The 18,047-nt window shown below is 67.5% G+C and carries 16 protein-coding genes; 12 read left to right on the top strand and 4 right to left on the bottom strand.

The window, feature by feature from the left end; translation table 11 throughout:
- Positions 1-82 precede the first annotated feature (82 nt).
- Positions 83-352, top strand: coding sequence for a helix-turn-helix domain-containing protein (locus WKR98_RS09950; protein WP_445936096.1), 270 nt, complete (start codon positions 83-85; stop codon positions 350-352).
- Positions 349-1,659 carry a HipA domain-containing protein gene (locus tag WKR98_RS09945; protein WP_341432776.1) on the top strand — a complete coding sequence of 437 codons (1,311 nt, stop codon included), beginning with the start codon at positions 349-351 and terminating at the stop codon, positions 1,657-1,659. The genes WKR98_RS09950 and WKR98_RS09945 overlap by 4 nt, the downstream gene beginning before the upstream one ends.
- A 3-nt stretch (positions 1,660-1,662) precedes the next feature.
- On the opposite strand, the gene WKR98_RS09940 is transcribed toward WKR98_RS09945, so the two are convergent.
- On the bottom strand, positions 1,663-2,328 hold the full coding sequence (locus WKR98_RS09940) for a response regulator transcription factor (RefSeq protein WP_341432775.1): 666 nt from the start codon (positions 2,326-2,328) through the stop codon (positions 1,663-1,665).
- Between the two features lie 187 nt (positions 2,329-2,515).
- Here WKR98_RS09940 and WKR98_RS09935 point away from each other — a divergent pair, with 187 nt between their 5' ends.
- Genes WKR98_RS09935 through tssA form a run of 5 tightly spaced genes read left to right on the top strand, consistent with a single transcriptional unit; the run spans position 2,516 to position 11,008 of the window.
- A complete protein-coding gene (locus tag WKR98_RS09935) occupies positions 2,516-3,487 on the top strand; it encodes a TraB/GumN family protein (protein WP_341432774.1) in 972 nt (323 codons plus the stop codon).
- Positions 3,488-3,518: 31 nt separating this feature from the next.
- Positions 3,519-4,940 (top strand): type VI secretion system baseplate subunit TssK, encoded by a 1,422-nt coding sequence (gene tssK, locus WKR98_RS09930; RefSeq protein ID WP_341432773.1) that lies wholly within the window; start codon positions 3,519-3,521, stop codon positions 4,938-4,940.
- Between the two features lie 27 nt (positions 4,941-4,967).
- Positions 4,968-6,305, top strand: a complete 1,338-nt coding sequence (locus WKR98_RS09925) for a DotU family type IV/VI secretion system protein (protein WP_341432772.1) — start codon at positions 4,968-4,970, stop codon at positions 6,303-6,305.
- Between the two features lie 4 nt (positions 6,306-6,309).
- A complete protein-coding gene (locus WKR98_RS09920) occupies positions 6,310-9,891 on the top strand; it encodes a type VI secretion protein IcmF/TssM N-terminal domain-containing protein (RefSeq protein ID WP_341432771.1) in 3,582 nt (1,193 codons plus the stop codon).
- Positions 9,892-9,907: 16 nt separating this feature from the next.
- Entirely contained in the window at positions 9,908-11,008 is a 1,101-nt protein-coding gene (gene tssA, locus WKR98_RS09915) for a type VI secretion system protein TssA (protein ID WP_341432770.1), read from the top strand.
- Between the two features lie 7 nt (positions 11,009-11,015).
- Here the strand turns inward: tssA and WKR98_RS09910 are convergent, their stop codons facing one another.
- A complete protein-coding gene (locus WKR98_RS09910; protein ID WP_124687943.1) occupies positions 11,016-11,348 on the bottom strand; it encodes a helix-turn-helix domain-containing protein in 333 nt (110 codons plus the stop codon).
- Between the two features lie 2 nt (positions 11,349-11,350).
- A complete protein-coding gene (locus tag WKR98_RS09905) occupies positions 11,351-11,710 on the bottom strand; it encodes a type II toxin-antitoxin system RelE/ParE family toxin (protein WP_341432769.1) in 360 nt (119 codons plus the stop codon).
- Between the two features lie 248 nt (positions 11,711-11,958).
- Here WKR98_RS09905 and tssB point away from each other — a divergent pair, with 248 nt between their 5' ends.
- From tssB to tssE, 4 genes are read left to right on the top strand one after another with little or no spacing between them, the layout of a single operon-like run.
- Positions 11,959-12,477 (top strand): type VI secretion system contractile sheath small subunit, encoded by a 519-nt coding sequence (gene tssB, locus WKR98_RS09900; RefSeq protein WP_124687941.1) that lies wholly within the window; start codon positions 11,959-11,961, stop codon positions 12,475-12,477.
- 26 nt (positions 12,478-12,503) lie between these two features.
- Positions 12,504-13,991, top strand: a complete 1,488-nt coding sequence (gene tssC, locus WKR98_RS09895) for a type VI secretion system contractile sheath large subunit (protein WP_124687940.1) — start codon at positions 12,504-12,506, stop codon at positions 13,989-13,991.
- 22 nt (positions 13,992-14,013) lie between these two features.
- Complete coding sequence (locus WKR98_RS09890; RefSeq protein WP_124687939.1) at positions 14,014-14,508, top strand: Hcp family type VI secretion system effector; 495 nt, start codon at positions 14,014-14,016, stop codon at positions 14,506-14,508.
- Positions 14,509-14,554: 46 nt separating this feature from the next.
- A complete protein-coding gene (gene tssE, locus WKR98_RS09885) occupies positions 14,555-14,986 on the top strand; it encodes a type VI secretion system baseplate subunit TssE (protein WP_087840934.1) in 432 nt (143 codons plus the stop codon).
- Here the strand turns inward: tssE and WKR98_RS09880 are convergent.
- The gene (locus tag WKR98_RS09880) at positions 14,971-16,860 is read right to left on the bottom strand and encodes an ATP-binding response regulator (protein ID WP_124687938.1); all 1,890 of its coding nucleotides are present in this window, start codon (positions 16,858-16,860) and stop codon (positions 14,971-14,973) included. The two genes, tssE and WKR98_RS09880, sit on opposite strands and share 16 nt — an antisense overlap.
- A gap of 124 nt (positions 16,861-16,984) precedes the next feature.
- On the opposite strand from WKR98_RS09880, the gene phnD reads away from it, so the two are divergent.
- Positions 16,985-18,043 carry a phosphate/phosphite/phosphonate ABC transporter substrate-binding protein gene (gene phnD, locus WKR98_RS09875; protein ID WP_341432768.1) on the top strand — a complete coding sequence of 353 codons (1,059 nt, stop codon included), beginning with the start codon at positions 16,985-16,987 and terminating at the stop codon, positions 18,041-18,043.
- Positions 18,044-18,047 lie beyond the last annotated feature (4 nt).

Here is an 18,047-nt window from a genome sequence, read left to right as displayed (position 1 = left end):
CATAGAAAATCCTTAAGTTCATGAGGATTTTGTTGCCAAATTGGGCATACTGATCAAGAATCCTTTTGACCGTGAGGATTTCATGAAAATTACGCTCGCCGACGCAACCAGCCTTGGCCCGATAGTACGTGCCGTCCGCAAAGCTCAGGGCATCCGCCAGGACGATGCCGCTGGAAGTGTGGGTGTAAGCGAGAATTTTCTGAGCAAGATCGAGCGCGGCGGCGAAACCGCGCAGTGGGGAAAGCTCTTCCAGGTCCTCGACGGACTGGGGATCCGAATCATCCTCGATCTACCGGAAGATACCGCAGGCCGTCTTCCTGCTTCGTTCGGAAGTGATGCCCAAAGACCATGAGCAGACGCACGCTCATTGCCAGCATCAACGGTCGCCGTATCGGTGAACTTTGGGAACAGGATGGCCTGTGGGCCTTCCAGTACGATGCGGCCTGGTACGCCGACAGCAACGGCTATCCATTGAGCCCCCACCTTCCATTGCAGCGTGCACCGTTGATCGACGGCGCGAGCAAGCGTCCGGTGCAATGGTATTTCGACAATCTATTGCCGGAAGAAGGCCAGCGCGTCTTGTTGGCCGCCGACGCACACATCGATGCAGCGGATGCGTTCGGGTTGCTAGGCTATTACGGTGCGGAATCCGCGGGCTCTGTCACGCTGGAAGCTGGTGTCGCACCGGACACCGGTATTCCCGAGGGGCTGAAGCCGCTGCCCGACAGCGAGCTGTCACGCCGGATCCGTCAGTTGCCTCGCGTCGCACTGACCCATGGGTCGAGCAAACGGATGTCCCTGGCCGGAGCGCAGCACAAGCTTGCCGTCGTACTGCGCAACGACGAACTCTATGAGCCATCGGGTTCACTACCTTCGCTCCAGATCCTGAAACCCGAACACGTGGATCCGGCCTACCCACACTCCGTCGCCAATGAATGGTTCGTCATGCAATTGGCATCCAGGATGGGATTGGACGTACCGACTGTACGGCGGCGCTACGTCCCCGAACCGGTCTATATCATCGATCGGTTCGACCGCGTGGCGATCAACGAAGCCTGGGAACGACGCCACGTCATCGATGCTTGCCAGCTTCTGGGCCTGGATCGTACGTTCAAGTACGCGCAGGGCAGTCTCGAGAATCTCGCGCGCTTGGCCGATGCGTGCCGAAGCTCCGCCATCACGCGTACGCGGCTCTATTCATGGCTGGTCTTCAACATGCTGACCGGGAACGGCGACGCACACCTGAAGAACCTGAGCTTCTTCGTGTCGGCCTCCGGCGTACAGTTGGCTCCGCGCTATGACCTCGTCAGTACCTCGGTCTACGACACGCCAGCCTTCGACGGGCGAGACTGGCCCGATGCGACGCCGTTGGCCTGGCCGCTGCTGAATGCTCGAAGATTCGCGGAAATCGACCGGCCATTGATGATCGAGGCAGGCACGGCGCTGGGCATTCACCGAAACACGTCGACAAGACTGCTGGATGTTCAACAGCGTAGCGTGGTGAATTCGGCCGCCTTGCTGTATGAGGCATTCCTGGCCGATGCGAACGATCGAACACGCGCTCAACCGGCGCTTCAAACAACAATCGCCGGCGAGGCTCGCTGCCTGCGCGCCATCGTTTACAACGTGATCAAGGAAATGGCTGAGCGCCTGGCCTGAACGCTATAGCCCCGCCAGCCCGCGCGCCGCGACCACCGCCTCGGTGCGGTTGCGCACGTCCAGCGCGCGGAAGATGGCGGCCAGGTGGATCTTGACCGTGCCTTCGCTGATGCCCAGGTCGCGGGCGATGAGTTTGTTGGGCTTGCCCTGGGACAGCAGGCGCAGCACGTCGATCTGCCGCTCGGTCAGCAGGCCCCGCAGCTGGTCCAGCGAGGTGGAGCGGGCGCCACCGGCGGCGTCCGCGGCGGCCAGGGGCGCGCCGGCCGGCTGGTGGGACATGCCGGACAGCATCATCTGCGGCACGAACACGCCACCGGCCAGCACCAGCCGTACCGCCGACAGCATGACGTCGGGCGAATAGGCCTTGGGAATGAAGCCCAGGGCGCCCAGGTCGATGGCGGCGCGCATGACGTCGGGGTCCTCGACGCCGGACAGCACGATGATGGGCAGCGCGGGCAGGCGCTCGCGCAGTTCGGCGATGTGGCTGTAGCCCTCGGCGCCGGGCATCGTGAGGTCGATCAGGGCCAGGTCGAGGTCGTCGGTGGCCTCGTGCCGCAGGTCCTCGACCTTGAGCGCCATCCTGAACTCGACATCGGGCCCCAGTTCGGCCAGCTTTACCTTGACGGCCTCGATGACCAGCCTGTGGTCATCAGCAATCAGGATCTTCATATTCCCCCCATATCCCTGACACCGTAAAGATAGTCGGCCCGTCCGCGCTAGGCAAGGACCGGTGGCTTGCACCAACGATATAGGCCGCTCGGAATATGGCCCGGACATATCCCGTCTGAAAGAATCGCCTTCACTTTCTACGAGGACGCGGACCATGGGACTGCACTCCCGCCCCCCGTGCCGGTCCATGCCAGGTCTATGGTCGGCGCTGCGGTCGTTGTTGCTGGCGCTGGCCTGCGCCACGGGGGTGCCGGCGTTCGCGTCGGCGCCGCCGGGCGCGGCGCCGCGCGAGGACGAACCGCCGGTGGAGGCCTGGCGCCAGTGGCGCAGCGTGCTCTTCCGGGTGCAGGCGCCCGGAGCGACACCGGCCGCGCCGGACGGCGCGGCGGCCGAATCGGTCAATTTCATCTTCGGCACCATCCATTTCGGCGATCCCGGTGAACTGGCGCTGGATACCGGGGTGATGCGGGAGGCGATGAGCCATACCCGGATCCTGGTCAACGAGGTGGCCAATGACGCCCACTGGGACGCCTCGAAGGAACGCTACCGCCTGCTGGCCGATCAGGCCGGCCTGCCCGGCCTGATCGGCCAGCAGGCGTACGCCGAACTGCAGCGGCTGCTGCCGGCGGTGCCACCGGCCCTCTTGCATCGCCTGAAACCCTGGGCCGCGCTGGCGCTGCTGGAGGCGCGCGGCGAGGTGGCGGGCGAGCAGACGCTGGACCGGCGGCTGGAGCGCTGGGCGGCGGACATGCAGCTGCGCACCGAGCACCTGGAAACGCTGGACGAGCAGTTGGCGGCACTCGATTGCGTGCCGTCGGCCGAGCAGGCGCTGGTGTTGAAGCAGCGCCTGCAGTCCCCCTGGCTGTTCAGCGAGCAGTCGGCCCGGGTGCTGGAGTACTACCGCAGCCGCAACCTGGCGGCGTGGCTGGACGAGATCGACGCGATGGTGGGGCTGGACGCGCGCGCCCGCCCCATCGAGGACAGGGCGCGGCGCTGCCTGATCGAGGCGCGCAACGAACGCTGGCTGCCCAGGCTGGACGAGCTGCTAAGACGAGGCGGAATGTTCGTGGCCGTGGGCGCCATTCACCTGACGGGAGCCGCCGGCCTGCTGGAACGCCTGAGGCAGCGCGGCTTCCTGATCGTGGCGGAACCGCTGTGAAGCGGCGGCACGCCATGGGGAGGACACGGGAATGTTGAACCGACAGCAGGTTTTCTGGGGCCAGGGCGCATTCCTGGCCCCGCAGCATCTGCAATGTCACGAGGAATGGACGCGGGCCTACGGCTGGGCCCTGCACGGCCTGCACGCGCCCTACCCGCTCGGCTTCGAGGTGCTGGAGCTGGACGAGCAGGCGCTGGCGGGCGGAGTGGTCCGGATCGTGCGCTACGCGCTGCTGACGGCCGACGGCCACTGGGTGGGCGGCGGCTCGGCCGGCGCGCCGCAGCCGGGCAATGCGCAGGTTCCCGAACGCAGCCTGCTGGACATGGCGGTGGCGGGCAACGATCCGATCTCGCTGCATCTCGTACTGGCCCGCGACCCCACGGTGCAGGGACTGGGGCCGGACCAGAAGTCGCTGCTGCCGGCGCGGCATGCGCTGCGCACCGAGCACGTGGCCGACCCCTTCGATCCGCAGGCGCCCGCGGTGGACGTGGATTTCGTCGACTGCCAGCCGCGGATCGTGTGCAGCCTGGACGAGCATGCCGAGGCGGTGCTGGGCAGCGCGGAATCCTGCAAGTTCGCCGAAATCCTGCCCAACGGCCCGGGCCGCTTCAAGCTGTCGCAGGACTACGTGCCGCCGATGGTGTCGCTGAACGCCTCGCCGAACCTGGCGCGCTGGACGCGCGCGCTGCGCGACCTGGTGGTGTCGCGCGGCCAGGACTTCGCCTCGGCCAAGCGCCAGCGCGGCATACGCGCGGCCTCGACCAGCGCGCAGGAAGTGATGCGGGTGCTGATGATGCAGACCTTCGCGCGCTACATCCCGCTGCTGCAGGAACACGTGCGGCTGGGCAGGGTGCCGCCCTGGCCGCTGTACCAGGACCTGCGGCGGCTGGTGGCGGAGTTCTCGGTGTTCTCGGAGGAAATCGGCTACGCCGGCGGGCTGCAACCGAACCCCGCGGAAACCGAACTGCCGGTGTACGACCACGACGACCTGCGGCGCTGTTTCAAGCTGGCCTTCGCGCGCGCGGAAAGCCTGATCAAGGCGCTGACAGTGGGCGCGGAGGTCGGCATCACGCTGGCCTACGACGGCCGTTTCCACAAGGCCGACCTGCCGGTCAGCCTGTTCGCGTCGGACAAGACCCGCTTCTACCTGGCCTTCGAATCGTCGGTACAGGGCATGGAGCTGGCCCAGCGCCTGCAGCGCACCGGCAAGATCGCCTCGAGCGAGGAAATGCCGCGCCTGCTGCAGGCGGCGCTGTTCGGCCTGAAGATCGACCTGCTGCCGGTACCTCCGGAGGAGTTGCCGCAGAAGACGCCGAACACGACGTATTTCCTGATCGATACGCGGCACCAGTTCTGGCAGTTCATCAAGGACAGGCGGAACATCTCGATCTTTTCCGATCTCCCCGCAGACGAGACGGTCATCAAGCTGTTCCCCGTCGGCGCAGAAGAATAGCAACAAGCGCCCAACCAGGAGTCATCCATGGCACGCCTGCTGGATTTCTTTTCACCGGTCTTCTCGTTCGGACTGGAGCTGGACGAGCGGATCGCCGCCGGCACCGCTGGCAACGGGGCGGCCGAGGTGCAGGAACACGCACGCAAGCTGATCGCCTCGGCGAAGGCGGCGGCGCTGGCGGCCGGCAAGCGGCCCGAGCACGTGGAGTCGGCCTGCTTCGCGGTGGTGTCCTGGTTCGACGAGATCATCACGCGCAATCCCGCGTACTGGAACAGCGTCACGCCGCTGCAGGTCGCGCTGTTCAACACCAACAACGCCGGCAACGAGTTCTTCCACCATCTGTCCATCCTGAAGTCGGACGAGGACGAAGTGCGCGAGGTCTACTACCACGCGCTGCTGCTGGGGTTCGTCGGCCAGTATTACTTCGAGACCGGCGACACCGGCGAACTGGGCAAGCTCAAGGAACTGCACAGCCGCCAGCTTCCCGTGCCGCCGGCGGCTCTGCACACGCTGCGCGAGGAACCCATCACGCCGCAGCCCTACCTGATGAAGGATCCGTCGGGACCGCGCTATCCCAAGCAGTGGGACAAGCTGCTGCTGAAGGCCGGCGCGGCGGTGGCGCTGCTGATCCCGGTCGGCTATCTGCTGTGGCTGCTGGTGGCCGGCCCGCGCGAGACCGGTCCTTCGGTGGCGGACCTGGTGCAGGGGCAATTGCAGACCTACGCGTGTTCGGAGCTGGGCGCGCAGGTGGCCGACGGCGGCGCGACCGCGGTAAGCGGCTACGTCTCGCGCCCCGAGGACATCGCGCGGGTGCAGGCCGACATCGCCGGCATCAAGGGCGTGAAGTCGCCCACCTTCGACGTCAAGGTGCGCATCTGGCCGCATTGCGAGGTGGTGTCGCTGCTCAAGCCTTACCGCGCGCGCAACCTCGATCGCCGTCACGGCCTGCAGGTCACGCCCACCACCGGCCACTCGGACCGCTTCACCGAAGGCGAGCGCGTCACGGTCAAGCTGGGCCAGGCCGACTACGACGGCTACCTGTACGTGGACTACTACACGGTGGACGGTTCGGTCATCCATCTGTACCCCAACAAGCGCGAGCCGGAGAACGGCCGGCTGATACGCGCGGGCGAACAGTTCAACGTGGGCGAGAAGATACCCGAGGGCTGGATCGTCGGGCCGCCCTTCGGCCAGGAACTGATCACCGTGGTCAGTTCGCCATCGCCGCTGTACACGGCGGAACGGCCCGAGTACGAACCGGCCTCGGCCTACCTGCCCAAGCTGCGCGAGTTCCTGGACGCGCACCGGGGCAACGACAAGCTGGCCGCGAATTTCCTGTTCCTGCAAACCGAACCGAAGCGGTGACGCCATGAGTTTCCTCGACCGTATCGCCCAGCCGCTGGAACGCCTGCCCGGCATGAAGAAGCGGGCCGTGCGCGTGGCCGCCGCGCTGGTCCTGCTGCTGGTGATCGCCGTGCTGCTCGTGCTCGTGGCCACGCTGGTGCTGCCGCTCCTGCCGGCCCGGTTCTGGCAGGTGCTGGCCCTGTGCCTGGTCGCCTTCGCCGTGCTGTGGTGGTTCGCCTCGGGCGCGAAGCGGTTCTCGCGGCGGGGGTTCGCGCGCAAGCGCATCGGCGACCTGGGTCCCGGCAATCCGGAGGACGAGAAGGTGGCGCTGGAGCGCATGCGCACCGCCATCGCGCAGGCGCGCCAGGCCATCCAGCGTTCGCCCGAGATCGGCAAGGGCCGCGATCCGCTCTACCGCATCCCCTGGATGCTGTTCGTGGGCGACGAGCAGGCCGGCGTGGACGGCCTGCTGCGCGCGGCCAACCGGGTTTCGCCGTTTCCGCCTCCCGATCCCCAGCCCGACGGTTATTGGCGATGGTGGTTCTTCAAATCCATGATCGCGATCGAGACGCCGCCCTCGGCGGTCTGCGATGCCTCGGCCCGCGTGGAGCGGGGGCTGTGGTACCAGGCGCTGATGCTGCTGTCCACCGAGCGGGACAAGCTGCCGCTGAACGGCATCGTCGTGTGCATGGGGGCGCGCACGCTGCTGGCCGGGCCCGATGCCGTGCGCCCGGTGGCGATGCGGCTGCGGCGGCTGGTGGACGAGGCCCTGGAGCATCTGCAGGTCCAGCTTCCCGTGTACCTGGTGGTGACCGGACTGGACCAGGTGCCCGGCTACGGCGCCTTCGCCGCCGCCGTGCCGGAGCAGGCGCTGGCGCAGGCGGTGGGGCACCGGCTGTCGGATACGGAAGAGATCAGCGCGGCCACCGGGAACCGGCTCGAAGAACTTTACGCGCCCATCGTGCAGCGTCTGCACGCGCTGCGCATCACCGCGCTGCGCGGCCAGGGCACGCCGGCCGGACGCCGCGCCATCTACGAATTCGTCGAGCACGTGCGGGCGCTGGAGCCGGGCCTGGAAACCCTGGTCGGCCTGATGCTGGAAGACAACCCCTTCCAGCGCACGCCCCGCTGGCGCGGCCTGTTCCTGACCGGCTCGCCGCCCGAGACGGCCGCGGGCAAGAGTGGCGCCGCCGGCGGCTTCCTGGACGATCTCTTCACCCGCTTTCTGCCCGCTGACCAGCCCCTGGCCTCGCCCAGCTTGCGCGGTAATGCCGGCAAGATGGCCATCGCGGCGGTGGGCGTGGGCGCGATGCTGGGCCTGTCGGCCATGCTGAGCTACGGCTTCGTCAACGCCCGGCAGGACGACGGCAAGCTGCTGGCGCAGACGCAGACGGCCTGCCGCGAACCCAGCGACGCGGTGGCGGCCGCGCGCATAGGCTGGCTGGCCCGCTGCGGCCGGACCATCGAGCAGCTGGAGGTGGCGCGCGCCGGGACCGGCCTGGGCTTCGGCCTGCGGCGGGCCGACTCCGACATCGAACGGATGAAGGAACAGGTGCTGCGCGATTTCTCCAACCTGATCCTGGCGCCCTACGACCAGATCATCGAGACCGATCTGGCGCGCAACCAGGTTGGGCTGGAGCACCTGCTGGCGGTATCGCAGCGGCTGCGCATGCTGGACCACTGCCGCCGGCAGAGCGATGCATGCCAGCAGGAAGCGGCGACCAACCTGGCTTTCGACCAGGACGCGAGGCTGTTCAGCCCTTTTGTCTCGGGTGAGCAGGACGCGCGGGCCGATCGCGAACACGCCGCCGCCCTGCTCACCACCTACATGGGCTACCTGCGCTGGCAGCAATCGGCCACGCTGGACGCGGAAGCCCAGCGCCTGCGCGCGCTCCTGGCCCGCTTGCTGGCGGCCCATACGCCGCGCCCGGAAGACGTCCGCGCCTGGGCCGACCAGCGGCGCGACCCGATCGCGCTGACCGCCTTCTGGCTGCCGCCGGACCGGGTCGTGGGCGTGGAGGCGGCCGCCATGCCCGCGGTCTCGGCCGCCTTCACGCGCCAGGCCTGGCAGGAGGTGCTGGCGCCCATGCTGCGCACCGCCATGGATGCGGTACCCGAGCGCAAGCCTGTCCTGGAAACGTTCCGAGCCCAGTACTTCAGCGAGTACTTTCGCGCATGGGGGCGTTTCCAGGCCAGGTTCTTCGAAGGCACCAAGTTGTGGCGCCCCCAGCTCGACGTCATGGGCAAGCGCGCGGGAACGGCCGAGGACCCGTACGTCCTGCTGGCCGCCGCCATCGACCGCGAGCTGCAGGGGCTGGACCTCGCGCTGCCCCTGGGCACGCGCTGGACCCGGGCCTGGGCCCGCGCCAAGAGCGATTGGCTGGGCGCCTGGCGGCCCCTGGGCGGATTCCTGGCCGATGCCATGACGAGCATGTTCGGCCGATGGTGGGGCGCCGAACCCATCCAGCCCCCCGCCTGGCTGCTGGCCAAGATCGACACCACCGAACGCGTGCTGCGCCCCCAGCGCCCGGATTACGCGCGCGCCTACCTGCGCCTGCGCGCCGACGCCAGCGGCCAGGACGCCTACGACGTCGCGGCCGAACTGTTCCGTGCCAAGGGCGCGCCGCCGCAGCCGCCGGCGGCCGACTATGCCGCCCTGCTGTCCTCGGTGGACAAGCCGGGGGAACAGTTCGCCGCGGTCTTCAAGGGCGACGATCTGGCCGCCTGGTCCGTGGTGCAGGGGCCGTCGCGGCTGCTGCTGTACTTGACCGTGCAACGCGCCGGCCAGTTCGTCCAGGCCCGATGGAACGAGAGCGTGGTCGCCGCGCTGCGCGGCATGCCGCCCAAGGAACAGGTGGACGCGCTGTACGGCGAACAGGGCCGGCTGACCGCCTTCGTGAAGGACTGGCTGCAGCCTTTCATTACCGAGCGCGAACGCACCCCCACGCGCGTCGCCGGCATCGGCCTGCCGCTATCGCCCGCCTACCAGGGCATGGTCGCGGCCGAGCGGCGCATCCTGTCGACCCAGGTCAACAAGCCCTTTCTTGCCGGCAGTTTCCAGTTCTCGCAGCCCACGCGCATGGGTACGGCCAGCGAAGGGCCGCAAGGTACGGTGCTGGAAGTGGTCTGCCGCGAGCGCACCTACCTGGCATCGACCCGCGCGGAATCGCTGGCCGAAGCCACGGCCCAGGTGTTCTGGTCGCCCGACAGCTGCATCGAGGCGCGCCTGCACATCTCGCTGCCCGCGCCGCCGGAGGCGCCCGCAGCCGCCGCGCCCGGCGCGATACCCGGCGCCGTTCCCGCGCCCGTGCCTGCCGCCGCTCCCCCGCCCACCCTGGGGCCGAGGCTGACGCTGATCTACCCGGGCGCCGAAGGCTTCGCCACCCTGATCGCCGATTTCCGTTCGGGCTCGCACGCCTTCCGGCTGCCCGACTTCCGCACCTCGTACGGTCCCATCCAGTGGAAGGAGCTGTCGGCCCGGCTGGCGCAGCAAGGCTTCACCGAGGCCCGGGTCTTCATGGACGTGCGTCCGTCCGACGAGATGCTGCGCTTCCTGAACGCCCGGACCGAGCCGGTCGCCGCGCTGCCGACCTCCATCCTGGAATGACGACCTGGAGACTCCCATGGCCATCGATATCGCCGAACTGATGCAACCCATCGCCGGGGGCGACCCTTGCGGCGAGGACGCCTCGTTCTCGGACACCTACGACCGTATCCGGGAAGCGCGCCGCGCGGACGATCCGTCGCTGTCGCAGGGCGACTGGCAGACCGAACTCAAGACCGCCGACTGGCGGGCCGCCGCCGACCTGGCGGCCGAAGTGCTGCAAAGCCAGAGCAAGGACCTGCAGGCCGCCGTCTGGCTGGGCGAGGCCCTGATCGCCCGCCACGGACTGGCTGGCGCGGCGGACGCGATGGGCGTGCTGCACGGTCTGCTCGAAACCTACTGGGACGGCCTGCATCCACGGCCCGACGGCGACGACCTGGAGGAACGCGCCAGCAAGCTGGCCTGGTTCAATGCTTATGGCGGGCTGGCCTTGAAGAAGGCGCCGCTGACCGCTTCCGCGCCCCATGTCACGCTGATCGACTGGCAGGACTCGCGCGAGGTCGACAACCTGGCGCGCCAGAACGCCGCCGCCTACCAGGAGGCCCTGGACGCGGGCAAGCCCACCGGGGAATCGGTGGACAAGGCCATCGAAGGCAGCGGACCGGGTTTCGTGTCGGAGACCCTGGCCGCCGCCGACGCGGCGCAGGCCGCCTTCGACCGTTTGCAGGCGCTGGTCGACCAGCGCTTCGGCCGCCAGGCGCCCAGCCTGGCCGACCTGGGCGACGGGCTCAAGCGTGCGCGCCAGGTGCTGGGGCGGGCGGCACAGAACCTGGGGATCGCGCCCCGGCAGGGGCAGGAGGCCGGCGAAACCGCGGCCGTCGTTCCCACGGTGCCCGCCGCGATGCCGGCGCCCGCGTTGCAGGCCGTGCCCGCGGCCGCGCCCGCGATGACCGTGCCGCGCGTGATGGTGGACTTCCAGGCCCGCGCGGAACTCTTGCGGACCCTGGGCGAGATCGCCGCCCACTTCAAGCGCGTGGAGCCCCACAGCCCCGTGTCCTTCCTGCTGGAACGCGCGGTGAGCTGGGCCGACATGCCGCTGGATCAGTGGCTGGCGGAGGTCGTGAACGACGATTCGGTGTTGGGGGTGATACGGGATCGGATAGGGGTGCCGCGGGGGTGACGGGCCATCAGACCACGACGACCTGCGTATGTCCTTCCGCCTGACGCTTGGCTTTCCTGACGACGATATCCACGTCGCGGCCCAGCCGGTTCAGACATTCGATCATCTTCGCTTGGCTGATGCCCCTGAACTTACCGCGCAACATCTCGGACAGCTTGGGTTGCGGCATGCCCAGGATGGTGGCGGCATGTTGCTGGGTCAACCTGCGGTCTATCAGGATCTGCGCGATTTCCCTGGCCAGTTCGGCCTTGACCTGCATGTCCGAGGCGTCCGGGTACCCCAGATCCGCGTAGACACTTTCCGTGCCTTGCTCAACGGGAAAATCCTTGATGTCACTCATACTCATGCTCTGGCCTCGTATGCGTCCACACTCTTCAACCGGGCCCTGATCAGTTCGACGTCCGGTCTGGGCGTGGCAACGCCACGCACGGACTTCTTCTGAAAACAATGTAGTACATAGACGGCCGATCGATAACGGATCGTATAGACAGCACGGTAGGTGTCGCCCAGGAAATCTTCGACCACCTCGAGCACACCGGAGCCGCCAAATCCTTTGAGCGGCTTCGCCTGCGGGTGCTTCTGGCCGCCCTGGGCCAGGTAGAGGGCATAGCCAAACACATCCTGCACGGCTTCCGGCATCGCGCGAAGGTCCTTTCTGGAAGATGCGACCCATCGCAGCGGCTTCAACTCGATCGGCCTCATTGATTATACCTATTTGTAGATATTCGACGAGATCTCACTCTCCGTTCGATCATATGAATCAACAACGTCGCCGCCCACTCCACGCTGGACAACTCCATCCTGCTTCGCAGGCGGCATTCACCCCCTCCCCCCTACCCCTTCCGGCCTATCTCCACGTCTGGCCGTCTGGCTACTACCGCCGCCGGCCCCGGCTTTCTAGACTGCACCGCATTCCCGTTCGACCGCCGGCTACGCCAAGGAGAGCGATCATGGCCAAGAAGGAAAGCACCCAGCACAAGCTCGACCGCGTCCGTGCGCCGCGGGTCCAGCTGACCTACGACGTGGAGATCGGCGACGCCATCGAGAAGAAGGAACTGCCCTTCGTCGCCGGCGTGCTGGGCGATTTCAGCGGCAAGCCCGAGGAGCCGCTGCCCCGGTTGAAGGACCGGAAGTTCGTCAACGTCGACAAGGACAACTTCGACGACGTGCTCAAGGGCATGAAGCCGCGCCTGCAATACCAGGTGGACAACAAGCTTTCCAACGACGGCTCGCGCATAGGCGTGACGCTGGACTTCAAGAGCCTGTCCGACTTCGAGCCGGAGAAGCTCGTGCAGCAGATCGATCCGCTGCGCAAGTTGCTGGAGGCCCGCCAGAAGCTGGCCGACCTGCGCAACAAGATGGCGGGCAACGACAAGTTCGAGGAATTGCTGAGCGAGGTGCTGCAAAACACCGACAAGATCGCCCAGTTGTCCCGAGAAGTCGCGAAAGACGACACCCCCGAAGCCTGACGCACCGTAGCCACCGGAGAACGCCCATGGCCGACACCCAGCAACAAGGCGCGGCGCCCGCCGCATCCGCCGAAGCCGAGTCCGCTTCGCTGCTCGACTCCATCCTGTCGCAAAGCCGCATCGCCCGCTCCGATTCCGAGAAGGAACGGGCGCGGGACCTCATCGCCGAGCTGGTCAGCCAGATCGCCGACGGCGAGGTCACGATCTCGCGCGACGCCATCGCCTCCATCGACGCGCGCATCGCGCAACTGGACGCGGTGCTGTCCGACCAGCTGTCGGCCGTGATGCACGCGCCCGAGTTCCAGCAGCTTGAAGGCAGCTGGCGCGGGCTGAAGTACCTGATCGACAGCTCGGAAACCAGCACCACGCTGAAGGTCAAGCTGTTCAACGCCAGCAAGAAGGAACTGGTGAAGGACCTGAAGAGCGCCTCGGATTTCGACCAGTCGGCGCTGTTCAAGAAGGTCTATGAAGAGGAATACGGCACCTTCGGCGGCGCGCCGTTCGCGACGCTGATCGGCGACTACGAGTTCACGCGCCATCCCGAGGACATGTATCTGCTGGAGGAGATGTCGCACATCGCCGCCTCGGCGCATGCGCCCTTCCTGTCGGCCGCCTCGCCCGAGCTGTTCGGGTTCGAGAGCTTCACCGACCTGTCGGGGCCCCGGGACCTGGCCAAGATCTTCGATACGGTCGAGTACGCCAAGTGGAAATCCTTCCGCGCGTCGGAGGATTCGCGCTACGTCGGACTGGCCATGCCGCACGTGCTGGGACGCCTGCCCTACGGCCCCGACACCGCGCCGGTGGAGGCCTTCAATTACCAGGAAGACGTGACCGGCAAGGACCACTCCAAGTACCTGTGGAGCAACGCCGCGTACTCGCTGGGCGCGCGCATCACCGACGCCTTCGCCCGCTACGGCTGGTGCGCGGCGATCCGCGGAGTGGAAGGCGGCGGCCTGGTCGAGGGGCTGCCCACCCATACCTTCGCCACCGACGACGGCGAGGTCGCGCTGAAGTGCCCGACCGAGATCGCCATCACCGATCGGCGCGAAAAGGAATTGGCCGATCTGGGCTTCATTCCGCTGGTGCACTGCAAGGGCACGGACTACGCGGCCTTCTTCTCGACCCAGTCGGCGCAGAAGGCCAAGGAATACAACACCGATGCCGCCAACGCCAACGCCCGGCTGTCGTCGCAGTTGCAATACATCTACGCGGTCAGCCGCATCGCGCACTATCTGAAGACGATGATGCGCGACAAGATCGGCAGCTTCGCCTCGAAGGCAAGCGTCGAGACCTATCTGAACAACTGGGTCGCGCAGTACGTCCTGCTGGACGACATGGCCTCGCAGGAACGCAAGGCTCAGTTCCCGCTGCGCGAAGCCCGTATCGAAGTGGCCGAGATACCCGGCAAGCCGGGCGCCTACAAGGCCGCCGCCTTTCTGCGCCCGCACTACCAGTTGGACGAACTGAGCGTCTCGCTGCGCCTGGTGGCCGAACTTCCGCAATCGGCCCGCTAATTCACCACGAGGAGTCTGAATCATGGCATTCGATGCATTCATCCAGCTTGAAGGGATCAAGGGAGAAAGCACGGACGAGAAGCACAAGGACTGGATAGAGATCCAGAACTATGGCTTCGGCGCGGCCCAGCCCCAGTCGAACACCGCATCGTCGTCGGGCAACCTCGGGTCGGCGCGGGTCGAAGTGAAGAACTTCAGCTTCCTGCACAACCTGGACATCGCCAGCCCCAAGCTGTTCGAATACTGCTGCACCGGGGCCACGATTCCCAAGGCGACCATCACCCTGAACCGCGCCGGCGGGCAGAAAGAGAAGTACATGGAGTACAAGCTGACCGACGTGATCGTGACCTCGGTCAATCGCGACGGTTCCTCGGACAATACGCAGGACGTGCCGCTGGAAGCCGTCGCGCTGGGCTTCGGCAAGATCGAGATGACCTACAGCAAGATCGGCATCGACGGGAAATCGTCCGGTAACGCGTCCGCCGGCTGGGACCTGAAGAAGAACGTGAAGGTGTAGAGGTCCCCCCCTACGCGCTTACGCGGGTAGGGGGTGGGCTCCCCTTATGAAGAGCCTGATCGAACGCCTGGAATCGGCGTCGCCGGACAGTGGCCGCGCCGATATCTACGCGCTGCGCGAGGCCGTCTCGCGCGACCTGGAGGCCTTGCTGAACACGCGCTCGGAAGGAGCGCGCCTGATTCCGCAGGCCTATGCCGAATGCCGCAAGTCGTCGCTGACCTACGGCATTCCCGATTTCTCGTCCTACAGCCTGCTCAGCCCGCACGACCGCGACCGGATACGGCGCGCGCTGGAGGCCGCCATCAGCCAGCACGAAAGCCGTCTGTCGCGGGTCAGGGTGGGACTGGAGCCTCCTCGCCAATACGAGCGCGTGCTGCGCTTCAAGGTGGACGCCCTGCTGTCGCTGGGTCCCGACCGCGAGAAGGTGCAGTTCGACGCGGTGCTGCAGCTCAATACGCAGGCCTACGCCGTCAAGTAGCGGTCGCCGCGCGCATCGCGCAGCACCGCCGCCAGCGCCTGCCTGAGCACTTCGCTGGTGACCGGCTTGTGCAGCACCGCGATACCGGCCTCGGCGATCTCGCGCAGCCGGTCCGGCTTGGTCTCGCCCGTGACCAGCAGGCGCGCCGCCCGGCGGCCGCCCATGCCGGGATGGGCGTCGAGCGCCCGCAGCACCTCCAGCCCGTTCTCGCCGTCGCGCAGCAGCAGGTCGGTGATCACCACGTCGGGCGGCCGCGCCCACTGCCCGGCCAGGGCCAGGACCTGCGCCCGGCTCTCGGCCACGGCCACCTCGGCACCCCAGTTGCGCAGCACCAGCGACAGCCCTTCGAGGATATTGGGTTCGTCGTCGACCACGAGCATGAACATGCCCGTGAAATCGACCTGGGCGCCCTGCGCCGGGCAGGACGGCGGCACCTCGGCCGGCGCCGCCGCAGGCGCGACCACGGTCACCACGGTTCCCCGGCCCACGCGGGATTGCAGCCGCAGCGGCATGTCCAGCAGGTCGCACAGGCGGCGCACCGTGGCCAGGCCCAGCCCCAGGCCCCGCGAGCCTCGCGAACTGGACGCGTCGACCTGGTAGAACTCTTCGAACACCTTGTGCTGGTGCTCCGGCGCGATGCCCACGCCCGTGTCCCAGACGCCGATGCGCATCCCTCCCGCGTCCCGGCGGGCGCCAACCAGCACCCCGCCTTGCGTGGTGTGGCGCAGCGCGTTGCTGACGAGGTTGTTCAGGATGCGCGACAGCATGACGTAGTCGCAATCGACCCACGCGTCGGTCTTGCGCACGACCAGCCGCAGTCCCTGCTCCTCGGCCTGGGGACGGAAGTTGCGGCTGATGTCGTCGAACAGGTGGTCCAGCGGGAATACGGCGCGCTGCACGCGCACCGCGCCGGCGTCGATCTGCGACAGGTTGAGCAGTTCGGAGAACAGCCTGTCCAGCGAATGCACGCACTCCTGGATGGAGGCGATGCAGGCCAGGCGCGGCGGATCGGTCTCGTCCGAGCGCAGCGCATCGGCGAACAGCGTCAGCGCATGCAGCGGCTGGCGCAGGTCATGGCTGGCCGCGGCCAGGAGACGCGTCTTGCCCTGGTTGGCGGCCTCCAGCTGGGCGTTCTTCAGGGCCAGTTCCTGGGTAGCCTGCACGATCTGGCTCTTCATGGTCCTGCGGCTGTCCGCCAGCGCCTGGGCCGCCACCTTGAACCCGTGCTGCAGACGGCCGACCTCGGCGGTGGCGCCGGTGTCGACTTCGACCTCCTCGCCTTCGCCCAGCCGGTCGACGACCTCGGCCAGCTTGCGTATGGGCGCGCTGATGCGCCGCGCCGCCCACCAGCCGGCGATGCCCACGCCCAGCAGGCTGGCTCCCAGCAACGCGGCCAGGGTGGACCACAGGTTGCGGCGCGCGGCGGCGATGGAGTCCAGGTCGAACTCCACCATGACTTCGCCGGCGCGCGCCGATTCTTCGCTATCTATGGGTTCGAGCACCTCCAGTCCCGGCGGATCGGTAGGCTTGGTCCAGAAACCCGACTGGGCGACGATCTCGCCATCCAGGGTGCGGATCTGCACCTGCCTGACACCCGGCTGCTGGCTGCCGACGCGGGCGGCGTTGAGCATCGCGCGGCGGTCCATGCGCATCAGCGACGTGCGCGACAGGGTCGCCACCTGGCGGGCCACCGCCCGCGCGTTGTTCTCGGTCAGTTCGGTCAGCTCGGTCAGGTGATGGCGCGCCAGCACCGACATCGCCAGCAGGATGGCCACCGCGGCCGGCACCAGGCTGAGCAGCATCAGCCGCACGGCAAGCGGCACGCTGCCGACGGAGCGGCGGGCAAGATCGGCGAGACGCGGCGGCGCGGCCATGCGGAGACGGAAAGTGACGGTCTCGTGATTGTGGATAGCCGCGTTCGCCAAGACAAGCGAATTCGATTCTTGCAGATTCTGTTGCCAAATATGTCGTCGCTTTCTGTCCGCGCGGGTTGATGCGATGATCCGGTGCCCCGATCCACGCTACCCCATCGTGCATACGCTCGCCCAGCTTCTCGTTCGCCGGATGTCGTTCGCGCTGCTGCTCGCCAGTGCCGCGCTGGCCGTCCTGCCGGGCGTCTCGCGGGCGCAGGAAGCCGCGCTGCGCTTCGGGGTGCTGCCCCTGGGCGGCGCGCTGGAATCGCGCCAGGACTGGAAACCGCTGCTGGACGACATGGGCGCCTCGGTGGGCCGCCCCGTCGTCGCCCTGTCCTTCACGTCCTACGAAGGCCTGCGCCTGGCCATGCAGGAGAACCGCGTGGACCTGGCCTTCGTGTCGGGCAAGCTCGCGCTCGAGGCGGTGCTGCAATACGGCATGGTGGTCCTGAACCAGGTCGTGCGGCCCGATGGCCTGCCCGGCTACCGCTCGGTCCTGATCGTGCGCAAGGACGGCCCCATCCAGTCGCTGGACGATGTCCTGAACCAGCCCGGCAAGTGGCGCCTGGGCATGGGCGAGACGCAATCGATGTCGGGCTACGTCATTCCCCAGCTGCAGCTTTTCGCGCCCCGCGGCATCGCGATCGAGCGCCATTTCCCGAGCGAACTCGTCGACGGCCACCAGGGTACGGCGCTGGCCGTGGCCAATGGCGACGTGGACGTGGCCACCAACAACACCGCCGACCTGGACCGCTTCCGCAGCCACTTTCCCCAGGAAGCCGCGCGCCTGAAGATCATCTGGGAGTCGGATCTCATCCCTCATGGCGCCATCGTCATGCAGCGGGGCTTTCCCGAGGCGATGCGCGACAAGGTGCGCGCCTTCCTGAGCGGCTATGGCCATGGCGCCGGCGCGCGCGGCGATACCGAGCGCGTGGTGCTGAGCCGGCTGCACGGCCTGGCCGGCTTCCCCCCCGCCGACAACCGCATGCTGCTGCAGGTATTGCGATTGGAATACCAGCTCTCGCAGCGCCAGGCCCTCCAGGGCCAGTGGGTTTCGGAACAGGCGCGGCAATCCCGGCTGGCGCGCCTGGCGGCCGAATACGAGGACCAGCGGCAGCGGCTCGCGGCAGCACCCGCGCCTTAGGCCC

The organism is Pigmentiphaga sp. YJ18, assembly GCF_038066655.1.
In the GTDB taxonomy this organism is placed as follows: Bacteria; Pseudomonadota; Gammaproteobacteria; order Burkholderiales; family Burkholderiaceae_B; genus Pigmentiphaga.
This window is presented reverse-complemented; position numbering and strand designations above follow the sequence as displayed.

Bases quoted from the DNA above. Each gene is read 5' to 3' on its own strand.
- WKR98_RS09950 (WP_445936096.1), top strand. From the start codon at position 83: ATGAAAATTACGCTCGCCGACGCAACCAGCCTTGGCCCGATAGTACGT.
- WKR98_RS09945 (WP_341432776.1), top strand. From the start codon at position 349: ATGAGCAGACGCACGCTCATTGCCAGCATCAACGGTCGCCGTATCGGT.
- WKR98_RS09940 (WP_341432775.1), bottom strand. From the start codon at position 2,328: ATGAAGATCCTGATTGCTGATGACCACAGGCTGGTCATCGAGGCCGTC.
- WKR98_RS09935 (WP_341432774.1), top strand. From the start codon at position 2,516: ATGCCAGGTCTATGGTCGGCGCTGCGGTCGTTGTTGCTGGCGCTGGCC.
- tssK (WP_341432773.1), top strand. From the start codon at position 3,519: ATGTTGAACCGACAGCAGGTTTTCTGGGGCCAGGGCGCATTCCTGGCC.
- WKR98_RS09925 (WP_341432772.1), top strand. From the start codon at position 4,968: ATGGCACGCCTGCTGGATTTCTTTTCACCGGTCTTCTCGTTCGGACTG.
- WKR98_RS09920 (WP_341432771.1), top strand. From the start codon at position 6,310: ATGAGTTTCCTCGACCGTATCGCCCAGCCGCTGGAACGCCTGCCCGGC.
- tssA (WP_341432770.1), top strand. From the start codon at position 9,908: ATGGCCATCGATATCGCCGAACTGATGCAACCCATCGCCGGGGGCGAC.
- WKR98_RS09910 (WP_124687943.1), bottom strand. From the start codon at position 11,348: ATGAGTGACATCAAGGATTTTCCCGTTGAGCAAGGCACGGAAAGTGTC.
- WKR98_RS09905 (WP_341432769.1), bottom strand. From the start codon at position 11,710: ATGAGGCCGATCGAGTTGAAGCCGCTGCGATGGGTCGCATCTTCCAGA.
- tssB (WP_124687941.1), top strand. From the start codon at position 11,959: ATGGCCAAGAAGGAAAGCACCCAGCACAAGCTCGACCGCGTCCGTGCG.
- tssC (WP_124687940.1), top strand. From the start codon at position 12,504: ATGGCCGACACCCAGCAACAAGGCGCGGCGCCCGCCGCATCCGCCGAA.
- WKR98_RS09890 (WP_124687939.1), top strand. From the start codon at position 14,014: ATGGCATTCGATGCATTCATCCAGCTTGAAGGGATCAAGGGAGAAAGC.
- tssE (WP_087840934.1), top strand. From the start codon at position 14,555: ATGAAGAGCCTGATCGAACGCCTGGAATCGGCGTCGCCGGACAGTGGC.
- WKR98_RS09880 (WP_124687938.1), bottom strand. From the start codon at position 16,860: ATGGCCGCGCCGCCGCGTCTCGCCGATCTTGCCCGCCGCTCCGTCGGC.
- phnD (WP_341432768.1), top strand. From the start codon at position 16,985: ATGATCCGGTGCCCCGATCCACGCTACCCCATCGTGCATACGCTCGCC.